Origin of the sequence: Microcystis sp. M20BS1, from assembly GCF_020245305.1 — a bacterium.
Classification (GTDB): Bacteria; Cyanobacteriota; Cyanobacteriia; order Cyanobacteriales; family Microcystaceae; genus Microcystis; species Microcystis ichthyoblabe_A.
The window spans coordinates 1-9,962 of the sequence record NZ_JADBUZ010000039.1; the positions used below are offsets into that span (position 1 = coordinate 1).

Below are 9,962 nucleotides of genomic sequence, written 5' to 3' on the forward strand. Positions count from 1 at the left end.
AACTCGATTGTCTATCTTTTGATATTAACCTGTTTGTGCCTTAAGTCCTTCTCTGTATGGATTTCAGCTACTTTTGAGCTTAGGTACTCTCATCGAATTTTATTTTAAGTTAATTATTTGCATAACAATTCCCGAAGAGCCTTTTATCCATGACTACAATGCACAGCAAAGCAAAGGATTAAGCCACCATCACTACTACCGAATCACCACCGGAATTGTTAAAAAAGCAGCTATTACTGGGGTAGTTGTCATAAGTTTTCTCTTTTCACCCGTCTTCTGGTTAATCTTTGTCCGCTATCGGATCAGAATTTTTTCTTGATCTTCCATTATTATAACATCCATCGGTAGGGTGTGTTAAAGTAGCTCAACACACCCACAAAAATCAATTAGAAGTCAGCAAATAATCGACAAGCTTAATTAATCTTTTCTCTTTAACTCCTGAGACTGGGCGATTTAGGATATCTTCCAAAGAATCAAAGGGCTTTTCTGAACGTTTTTTCAGAAAGTCATTAACAGATGCAGGTGGGATTCTCGCTTTGTTAAGTTGATTAGCGTCACAGGTATTCAAAAGCTCTAAAATCGACTTAGAAGGATGAGAAGGATGAGAAGGATGAGAAGGATGAGAAGGATGAGAAGGAGGAGAAATAATAATTTTTTCTTCCAGTCTTTTGATTTCTTTTTGGTACTCCTCTCGGATTGCTTGTAACTGGGTTTCTAATCGTTTTTCAAGATTACTCATCCTCAATTCTAGAGGATTATCTATTTTTTCGGGCCTGGTAATTAACCCAGGAGAAGAGGATAATAACTTCATTTGCTGTAAAGCGATACTCTCCGCTTCTTTATCAACTACAAAAGCGTTAATCATCTCGATGTCAGGAACTTTCTGATTGGCGATAACAGAAGCATAATATTCTAAATCTCCACTGATAATATCATAACGTTCATCAACTTTTTTATTATCAGCTTTTTTGAGAATAGCAGGGCGAATAATTCCACCCATTTCAATAATAAGATTGGCTAAATTCTCTAATTCAGTTTCGGAAAAGGTTTCTCTGGGAAGGGAAGGATTAATATCAGTAATATCGACTCGTAAAAATTTCCACATTTATTTAACTCCTATTTTAGCTAAAACTTCAATTGCTAAGGCTTCAAATTCTGCTGCTGATACTCCCGCATCAGCTTGATGTTCGGCATAATCGATTATAGATTGGGGGGCAGGAATTTCTAAATCTCCCACGGTAACGTATTGATTTATACAGCGAGATAAAGGCATTCTTTCCGAGATAGTCGATTCCATCAAAGGTAAATTATATTTGTCTGGAATCACTTGTTTTTGTTTGGGAAAATTATATTTTAAGTATTGAGCATGGGTGGAAATTTTGGAAGGTAAAACGCCTAAAATTTGTAGGGTTGGTTTACCCAAATCTCCACGACTTTCATTGATTTCCTCTTGAACAAAGTTTTTAACGCTATCTAATCCTTGATTAGAAAATGGTTTAAGATCAGAAGGGATTATCAGATAGTCAGCTGCAATTAAAGCAATGCGTGCATATAAATCAAGTGCGGGAGGTGCATCAATAATTACAATATCGTATTGATTATTTACTTTCTCTAATTTTCTTGCCAATCTAGCAAATACCGCCGCATTATCTTTAATTTTTGCTTGGTTAGCAATTAAAGATATGTGAGAGGGAATAACATCAATTTCTGGATGATTGAATCCTTGAGACTTTCTGACAATATTCTCAATAAAAATGCGGTTACTGTTATCTAGTAAATGAAAGACATTTTTATCTTTTAAATCATCGTCATCATCGAATTGAAACTTAATTAAACCAACGGCAAAGGTACTATTAGCTTGAGCATCAATATCAATTAATAATACTCGCTTGCCTTTTTTACTCAAAGCTGCCGCTAGATTGGTAGCGACGGTGGTTTTGCCAACACCACCTTTATGATGATAAATTGCGATGGTTTTCATGGGGTTTCTGTGGTTGATTGTTGGAGAATTGAGCGGTGGAATACCTAAAGATAAGGTTTCGTAACCAATCAGAGATTTTAACTGTTCTAAGTGAGAGGCAATTTCTAACCCAGAACATCTAAAAACTAAATAAATTTTATCGGGTTTTCTTCGATAAAGTTGAATCTCATCACCATTGGTTAATAATCCCCACTGCACTTTAAAATAGTTGAGATAATAACCTAAGCGGTGACGATGATTGATGAGCTTTTCTCTGGGGTTTTTAGCCTCGATAATTAGACAGTGAGAGGATAAAAACTGCCTTTTATTGATAGGTTTTTGAGCGGAAACAAGGAAATCTAAGCGGACTTTACCGAAGCTAACTTGTTGATACCAATGTTCGGCATTGTAGCCTAGTTTTGGGAGTAAATACTGGACAATTAGTTTACTCTCCACTTCCCTTTCGTTATGACAATGATGAGGATTAAAAGTCACACATTTGAGGAAATACTTAAGAACAACTTATTGTTAGTTTAAATGATGACAGTCCTTCTCGTCAAGGTGAAGCACAGACTAAACTTAATCGAGTATTTCAGCTGCAAAAACAAACCCCATCTATCCCAGAAAAGCTACATATTGAGATGCACATCAGTCAATTTACGGGTTCATGACAGTAGGATGTTTATCTAGCACTTTTGACAATGACAGAGAAAATCATCCTACCCACAGCTTCAATTAATTGAACTGCATAATTTTCTCGGCTACCTTCTGGGAAATAAAAGGTAAAATTGAGCGATTTTGACTGTTATCTTTTCCCTCGGTAAATACTACCAATAGATAGGGAGTATGATGGGGAATTTCAATATAGGCTGCATCGTGACGCACTTGACTTGTCCAACCAGCTTTTGACCAAATTTGACTATTTTCTGGTAATCCTTGTCCCAGAAATCCTAAGATTTGTGTATCATCTCCTTGACTTGTCCAATCAGCAGGATTAAGACTACGTTTTAGTAAAGACATCATCATTTGGGAACGTTGGGAAGAAACAGCAATCCCCCCGACAATAGTATGAATTAAACGCGCCACTGCATTGCTAGTCAACATATTGCGATTCTCCATTAATTCCCCTAAAAAAGCGCGTTCACGTCCATAGGGACCATCAGACCAAGTTTTTTGATTAACGTTAATTGTCGCTAATTCTGGCCAATTTAGGGATTGAAAATAACGATTAACTATGTTGCGTTGTTGCTTCCAAGTTTCAAAGGGACCGGCGGCAATTTCTGGACCGCTAGTGGTTCCCGTAACCAGATCTACAACTAAACTGGTAGCATCATTACTAGAGTCAACAATCATGTCACGAATGGCGCGATTTAATTCGCTGCTTTCGGCAATCATTCCCCCCTCTAACCACTCATGAATTGCTACTAGATAAAACAATTTCACTAAACTAGCGGGATAGGTTCTTTCTTGTCCGCGATAACTAAATCCGCGGGGGGAATATTTCCAGAATTCTTCGTGAGAAATTGCTCCCCCCGTGTTGACGATAACAGGAGGATCATATACTATCCAAGTTAGGGCAATTTGTTCTTGAGCTAATTGGGGAAATTCTCGCCAAGTTGTTTCTAAAATATCTGTACCGAACTGTTGGAGATGGTCTTCAGTATGAAAAAAGTTCATAGGTGTGCTGCAAAGTCAAGAGTTAGAAGGTGGATAAATTCTTGAGTCGGCAATTCTCATTTTACGGTAAAATTTACCGATAATTAATTATTTGATCGCTTCTGAGTTTAATGTTTATATCTACCGATGAGGTTCATCTCTATTTTATAAGTCTCGATCCCTCTGGGGATAGACGAGAAAAACTGGCTTCTTTGCTCTCGGAAGATGAAATAATTAGAGCTAATCGTTACCATTTTCCCCAACACAAGCGGCGTTTTTTGGTGGCTAGGGGATGTTTACGCGAGATTTTAGGGTCATATTTGGCCATAAGTCCCGAAAAAATCGAGTTTATCTACAGTGAACGGGGAAAACCGAGTATTAAATACCAATTACAGTTTAATCTCTCCCATTCCGAGGAGATGGCAATCTGTGGCTTGACTTTAACCGCTCGCATTGGGGTAGATTTAGAGAAAATGCGCCAGATGAAAGATTTAGATAGCTTGACAAAAAGGTTTTTTTGTGCTAGGGAACATGAGCTTGTTGAAAAGTCCGCAGAGAAGGAAAAGCTATTTTTTCAGTTATGGACGGCAAAAGAGGCTTATTTAAAGGCACTGGGAACCGGAATTAGCGGAGGACTCGATCAAGTGGAAGTGGGACTTAATCCCTTAAAATTAGACAATGTGGCGGGGGAATGGCAATTATGGACTGCAGCAATCGGCGATAATTATCGAGCGACGGTGGTTATCGAAGGTAGCGATCGAGTGATTAAAACCTTTGGCCTTTCTGATCTATGATTAATTGGGGAGTTAATTGCCTTGAGAAATTCAGTAATTATTCCTAGCTATCTCAAAAAAAGCTTGTCCTTAATTATTACTTAACCTTGTTTTCTCTATGCGAATTGCTCTTTTTACAGAAACCTTCTTACCGAAAATCGATGGCATTGTCACCCGTCTTAAACATACCGTAGAACACCTACAAAGATTAGGTCATCAGGTATTAGTTTTCTCTCCCGATGGCGGTTTAAAAGAGTACAAAGGTGCTAAAATTCATGGAGTTACAGGGATTCCCTTACCCCTATATCCGGAATTAAAAATGGCTTTCCCCCGGCCTTCAGTCGGTCAAGCTTTAGAGAGGTTTAAACCTGATATTATTCATGTGGTTAACCCGGCTGTTTTAGGGGTGGGAGGCATTTATTTTGCCAAAACTATGAACATTCCCCTCGTCGCTTCCTATCATACCCATCTCCCCCAATACCTACAACACTATGGATTAGGTTCCCTAGAAGGATTACTCTGGGAATTATTAAAATTGGCCCACAATCAAGCAAGTTTAAATCTCTGCACTTCCACCGCTATGGTGCAAGAATTATCTAGTCGTGGCATTGAAAAGGTCGAGCTTTGGCAAAGGGGAGTCGATACGGAATTATTTCAACCTCATTTAAAATCCCCGGCTATGAGACTGAAATTATCCCAAAATAACCCCGATAGTCCTCTCTTATTATACGTTGGTCGAGTGTCGGCCGAAAAAGAAATTGATCGCATTAAACCAGTCTTAGAAGCGATTCCCGAAGCAAGATTTGCCATTGTGGGAGATGGTCCCCATCGGGAAGCTTTAACAAGTCATTTTGCCGACACAAATACCCATTTTGTCGGTTATTTACAGGGGTTAGAATTAGCCTCCGCTTTTGCTTCCGCAGATGCTTTTCTTTTTCCCTCACGCACAGAAACCCTCGGTTTGGTACTTTTAGAATCCATGGCTGCCGGTTGTCCGGTGGTGGCAGCAAATTCGGGGGGAATTCCCGATATTGTCACCGATGGAGTTAATGGTCATCTCTTCGATCCTAGGGATGAAAAAGGTTTAATTAGTGCCACCCAAAGATTACTAACCGCCAAGGCAGAAAGAGAGGAATTACGACGAAATGCGCGTCTAGAAGCCGAAAAATGGGCATGGCAAGCGGCCACCAAACAGTTATTAAATTACTATCACCAAGTTTTGCATAATAATTCTGTGGCTTTTGCCGCTTAATTGTTGTCAAAATGCTCGAATTTAACCGCAAAAACCTTGACCTATTGTAACTTTTATGGCCAGCGCACCCAGTACCACCTTAGATAAGTCCACCCAAGTTGTCAAAAAGACTTATCCCAACTATAAAGTTATTGTTCTCAACGATGACTTTAACACCTTCGATCATGTGGCCAATTGTTTAATTAAATATATCCCGGATATGACCACCGATCGAGCTTGGGAATTAACTAATCAAGTTCACTACCAAGGACAAGCAATTGTCTGGACAGGTCCCCAAGAACAAGCGGAACTTTATCACCAACAATTGCGACGGGAAGGATTAACCATGGCTCCCCTAGAGGCCGCATAATTATGAATAATGGTCGCTTAGTTTGGAATCATTCTACTCATATTCCGGGGTTGATTGCGGTATTAGAAAAGTTAATTACTTATAAAGGAATCACCACTGTCACCCCGGGGGTACTTTCTCGCTCAAAAGGTCATTGTCCGCGGTTACAATTGCGGATATCAGTGCCGATTCGTGGTGGTTTTAAGCTGATTGCGAGGACAGGAAAAAGTGTTCAGGAGGTCTTTGTTATCACCGATTTAAACCAAGAGGACTTAGAAATGGCTATCCAAGCTTGTTTAGGGAAATAACTGTCGTGGGTGCGTTGTTAAAAGGCTGCTGGTTACTAATCATTGTTTTTCTGTTTTTCGGTTTACATTCTCTCCCTAGTTTGGCAGTAATGGATAGAGTTCCTTTAACAGTAACTTTATTGCAGGAACGTTTAAGCGCACCCGTCCTTAAAGAAGGGATGACTACTATCGATTTAGCCAATTTAGTTATCGATATCCGCGATGAAAATAAGGAACTGCAAGAACAATTTTATCAACAGATTCAAGGTCAAATTAATCGCGCTAAACAACCCCTAGGTTTAGATTTTAGTAATTCCTTAATTCAAGGCAATTTTATCGCTTCCCGTCTGGGTTTACCTACTCCTTTAACAAAAGTAGCTCTCGCTACCCTATTATCACCCACGGAAGAACAGTTATTACAACAGGACGAAAATTTTTTATTCGATAGCGATGAACCGGTTTTTAATGTCACAGTATTTCGCGGACCTGTGAAGTTGCAGGGAACCGTATTTATGGGAGAAGTGGACTTTTCTAAGACTTTTTTTCTGCAAATTGTCGAAGCAATGGCAGCAAAATTTAGTCGTGAAAGTAATTGGGTAGAATCGCGTTTTGCTAGGGTGGCAAAATTTACAAAAGCTAATTTTATGGGAGATGTAAATTTTAGTCAAAGTCAATTTTTAAATAAAGCCATCTTTCGCAGCGCACATTTTAAAAGTATTACTAACTTCCATGGCAGTCATTTTACTGCCGAAGCTTATTTTGATCAAACCAAATACGATAAACCCGCAGATTTTACCCGTACTTTCTGGCAAAAAGAAGCTAATTTTTCCCAAAGTCAATGGCGAGATCGTCCGCTATTTTCTAAGAGTAGATTTTTAAGTTTATTAACCTTTAGAAATGCCACTTTTGAAAAATCAGGCGCTTTCCGGTCTAGTTATTTTAATGGTGTGGTTAGTTTTCAAGATGTGAAACTTTTAGATCAGGTAGATTTTAGTAATTCCACTTTTACTAAAAATAGTTATTTAAGTGTATCAGGATTAGCTTTTGATTCCGATAAAGCGAAAATACTGGGAGATAGAGGAGTAATTGGTCAAGCAATTTATTTACCAAACCTAGCAGGAAATGAGACAGTTTTAAGAAATTTAGTTCGTAATTTTCGCTCCCTAGAACAAATTGCCGATGCTAATCAAATTGAATACAAAACCGAAAAATTGCGATTACAACAGTTAAAACAAAAACTAAATAATATCTCAGTTATTCGCCTAATTAACCTCACTTGGGTAGCTGATTTTCTGCATACTTCTTTCCTTACTTTACTATTACTTTTAAGTCAAGATGGTACAAATTTTAGTTTAGTTTTCGGTACAGGAATCATAATTTTTGCCTATTTTGGCTGTTTATTTTGGTTAATTGATCGCGTGCGTCGTCTCACTCCTAAACCAGTAATTCCTAATCGTTATGAAATCTTTTGTATGGTAACTAGCTATATTATTCTCACCCTTTCTGGTGTGTTTAATATCCTGCAATCTGCCAGTTGTCCCCTACTAACTTTAACAGCTATTGCCCTAATTCTTGTCCCCTTACCCCTAATTTTAATTATCGAACTTTATCGTCGGGGACGCTATCACGATTTAATGGATAGTTCCTATTTTCTGCAAGATGGCAGTATGCGACAATTACGCTTATTAATCACCCGTTTACCCGTGGTTCCCGAATTTCCCCTCTTTCGCGATCGTTATACTCCTATTTCTTGGCAAAAGCGTTGGAATTGGTTAAATTATTACGATTTAAGTCTCAATAATTTGCTAAAATTAGGCTTTAATGATTGGCGAGTTCGCGATCAAGAATTACCCGCTATCATTTCTTTTTTAGTTTGGTATCAATGGGGTATCGGCATCTTTTATATCACTCTCCTTATCTGGACTCTCTCGCGCACAATTCCGGGGTTAAATCTCTTGATTTATTTAAAATAAACTGTAAAAATCAAAGAGGGCGAATGCAATTCGCCCCTACAATCCTATTATTACACCAATGGTAGGGGCGCATCGTGGTCAGTGAGTTTATCGAACTGCGGGCGCCCAAAATGTCCTATAGATATTTCGACCAAATTGAGATGCACCCAAATTATCCCTATTCTTCTTCCTTCCACACAAAAACTGGAAGAGCCATCTATTTCACCTATGATAAAACTAACTGGTAGCGACTCCGATAATTTTATGAAAATCACTGTTGATATTCCCGACGAAATCGCCCAGAGATTAGGTCAAACAGGCGATAATTTGGCTCATAAACTGCTGGAAATGGTTATTGCTGATGCTTACCGTGCCAGTATCTGGCTCTTCTCGACTTTGTGTGATAATTTTTGCTTATGGAATCGTGAAATGTTGACGGAGAAAGACTTTTACGACTATTTTGCCGAAGAAACTATCAGTATAGGCTTCGTTTCCACACAGAAACCAGAAGAGCCAGTATCTTGAGTACGGCCGAAGTTGGACGCATCCTTCAATTACCTTCTCGGTTAGAAACTCATGCCTTTTTAAAGCGGATGGGAGTCTATCTGAATTATGATGAAACTGAACTAGAACGCGATTTGCAAACTCTCAAAGAACTCAGAGCGAAATGATAGTTGTTTCTGACACTTCTCCGATTTGCTACCTGCTCTTAATTGACCAAATTATGATCCTACAAAAACTGTATGAGCTTGTGGTCATTCCTGAAGCTGTAGCTGATGAATTAAAGGCCTCAGAATCTCCATCTATCGTTCGCAATTGGATTGCTAACCCCTTGATAATGTACCTTTTGGGCGAACGCAGTTCACCCCTACATTGTGGACAAAATCCGTTACTGTAGGGGCGCAAAGCTTGCGCCCTCTGATCGATTGGGATGTTATTCCCACGCAAGTCCCTAAGGGGGGATCGAACCTAAAATCCATTTTTAATTTAATTATAACCAGCTACTTATCCACCCCCAAACCCCAGGTAATTGACCCCCTAAACTAATACACTTGTGCTATAGCCTGCCTAAAAAAATTCCAGAAAAGGGAATGAGGGTAAAAAGGAAAAAAAAGAGAAAAGGGTTACAGAGTCCTCCCAGCACCGCACACCACCCGAAAACCGTCGTAGAGGTTGCTGTAGTCGCGGCGGTTGTAGCTGCTGCGGAAAGCGGAACGGCAGCCATCTGGAAGGCTGAACCAAGAACCGCCCCGCAATACACATTTTCGGTCATCTGTCAATAGTTTATTTATACTATTTAATGAGTTTTGATAACGATTATCAATATTTTTTTCGTCCCAAACGCTCCCGTCTGTGGGCGGTGCGCCTTGATAATCACTGTGCCACGGATCTAAACACCACTCCCAAACATTCCCGTGCATATCGTACAGCCCAAAGGCGTTGGGGGGATAGGAGCGGACGGGAGTGGTTTTCTTTGGGGATTTTTTCGCCTTTTCTTGTTGATAGACCGTTGAACTAACGTAATTCGCCAGTTCTCCCGTGATCGTCTCGCCAAAGTGGAAGGGAGTGGTTGTTCCCGCTCTACAAGCGTATTCCCACTCGGCCTCGCTTGGTAAGGGACTTCCAAAAAATAAACTATTCATTCTCAAGAATAATAATCATTCTCGGAGTGTGGGAGGTAGGGATCGATGGTTGCCCCCTCCTTCCAATTTTGTAGTAGAATTAATCCTGTACATTATTAATCAAGTTTTTCT

Annotated in this window: 11 protein-coding genes and 1 pseudogene; 8 read left to right on the plus strand and 4 right to left on the minus strand. The window is 39.4% G+C overall.

Translation table 11 applies throughout. The features are described 5' to 3' along the window. Nucleotides 1-382: 382 nt before the first annotated feature. The 3 genes from IM507_RS03840 to IM507_RS03850 all read right to left on the minus strand — a co-directional run bounded on the left by IM507_RS03840 (nt 383) and on the right by IM507_RS03850 (nt 3,637). Complete coding sequence (locus IM507_RS03840; RefSeq protein ID WP_123230271.1) at nt 383-1,105, minus strand: ParB N-terminal domain-containing protein; 723 nt, start codon at nt 1,103-1,105, stop codon at nt 383-385. Then, on the minus strand, nt 1,106-2,455 hold the full coding sequence (locus IM507_RS03845; protein WP_002734620.1) for an AAA family ATPase: 1,350 nt from the start codon (nt 2,453-2,455) through the stop codon (nt 1,106-1,108). A gap of 240 nt (nt 2,456-2,695) precedes the next feature. Continuing rightward, a complete protein-coding gene (locus IM507_RS03850) occupies nt 2,696-3,637 on the minus strand; it encodes a serine hydrolase (protein ID WP_002733395.1) in 942 nt (313 codons plus the stop codon). 110 nt (nt 3,638-3,747) lie between these two features. Here IM507_RS03850 and IM507_RS03855 point away from each other — a divergent pair, with 110 nt between their 5' ends. The 8 genes from IM507_RS03855 (at nt 3,748) to IM507_RS03890 (ending at nt 9,106) form a co-directional block, all read left to right on the plus strand. Next, complete coding sequence (locus IM507_RS03855; protein WP_002734199.1) at nt 3,748-4,410, plus strand: 4'-phosphopantetheinyl transferase family protein; 663 nt, start codon at nt 3,748-3,750, stop codon at nt 4,408-4,410. 97 nt (nt 4,411-4,507) lie between these two features. Next, a complete protein-coding gene (locus IM507_RS03860) occupies nt 4,508-5,641 on the plus strand; it encodes a glycosyltransferase family 4 protein (protein WP_002787970.1) in 1,134 nt (377 codons plus the stop codon). Between the two features lie 55 nt (nt 5,642-5,696). Further along, complete coding sequence (gene clpS, locus IM507_RS03865; protein ID WP_002765336.1) at nt 5,697-5,990, plus strand: ATP-dependent Clp protease adapter ClpS; 294 nt, start codon at nt 5,697-5,699, stop codon at nt 5,988-5,990. Nucleotides 5,991-5,992: 2 nt separating this feature from the next. Further along, nucleotides 5,993-6,277, plus strand: coding sequence for a DUF2103 domain-containing protein (locus IM507_RS03870; protein ID WP_069475236.1), 285 nt, complete (start codon nt 5,993-5,995; stop codon nt 6,275-6,277). Nucleotides 6,278-6,282: 5 nt separating this feature from the next. Then, on the plus strand, nt 6,283-8,229 hold the full coding sequence (locus tag IM507_RS03875; RefSeq protein WP_069475235.1) for a pentapeptide repeat-containing protein: 1,947 nt from the start codon (nt 6,283-6,285) through the stop codon (nt 8,227-8,229). Between the two features lie 243 nt (nt 8,230-8,472). Then, nucleotides 8,473-8,733, plus strand: coding sequence for a hypothetical protein (locus IM507_RS03880; protein WP_042790375.1), 261 nt, complete (start codon nt 8,473-8,475; stop codon nt 8,731-8,733). Beyond that, entirely contained in the window at nt 8,730-8,879 is a 150-nt protein-coding gene (locus IM507_RS03885; protein WP_259679017.1) for a UPF0175 family protein, read from the plus strand. Before IM507_RS03880 ends, IM507_RS03885 begins: the two co-directional genes overlap by 4 nt. Further along, nucleotides 8,876-9,106, plus strand: a complete 231-nt coding sequence (locus IM507_RS03890; RefSeq protein ID WP_123230270.1) for a PIN domain-containing protein — start codon at nt 8,876-8,878, stop codon at nt 9,104-9,106. The genes IM507_RS03885 and IM507_RS03890 overlap by 4 nt, the downstream gene beginning before the upstream one ends. A 226-nt stretch (nt 9,107-9,332) precedes the next feature. Here IM507_RS03890 and IM507_RS03895 read toward each other — a convergent pair. Continuing rightward, nucleotides 9,333-9,824, minus strand: a pseudogene (locus tag IM507_RS03895) (formylglycine-generating enzyme family protein); the annotation flags it as partial. Nucleotides 9,825-9,962: the final 138 nt, after the last annotated feature.

Bases quoted from the DNA above. Each gene is read 5' to 3' on its own strand.
- IM507_RS03890 (WP_123230270.1), top strand. From the start codon at position 8,876: ATGATAGTTGTTTCTGACACTTCTCCGATTTGCTACCTGCTCTTAATT.
- IM507_RS03880 (WP_042790375.1), top strand. From the start codon at position 8,473: ATGAAAATCACTGTTGATATTCCCGACGAAATCGCCCAGAGATTAGGT.
- IM507_RS03870 (WP_069475236.1), top strand. From the start codon at position 5,993: ATGAATAATGGTCGCTTAGTTTGGAATCATTCTACTCATATTCCGGGG.
- IM507_RS03855 (WP_002734199.1), top strand. From the start codon at position 3,748: ATGTTTATATCTACCGATGAGGTTCATCTCTATTTTATAAGTCTCGAT.
- IM507_RS03850 (WP_002733395.1), bottom strand. From the start codon at position 3,637: ATGAACTTTTTTCATACTGAAGACCATCTCCAACAGTTCGGTACAGAT.
- IM507_RS03860 (WP_002787970.1), top strand. From the start codon at position 4,508: ATGCGAATTGCTCTTTTTACAGAAACCTTCTTACCGAAAATCGATGGC.
- clpS (WP_002765336.1), top strand. From the start codon at position 5,697: ATGGCCAGCGCACCCAGTACCACCTTAGATAAGTCCACCCAAGTTGTC.
- IM507_RS03840 (WP_123230271.1), bottom strand. From the start codon at position 1,105: ATGTGGAAATTTTTACGAGTCGATATTACTGATATTAATCCTTCCCTT.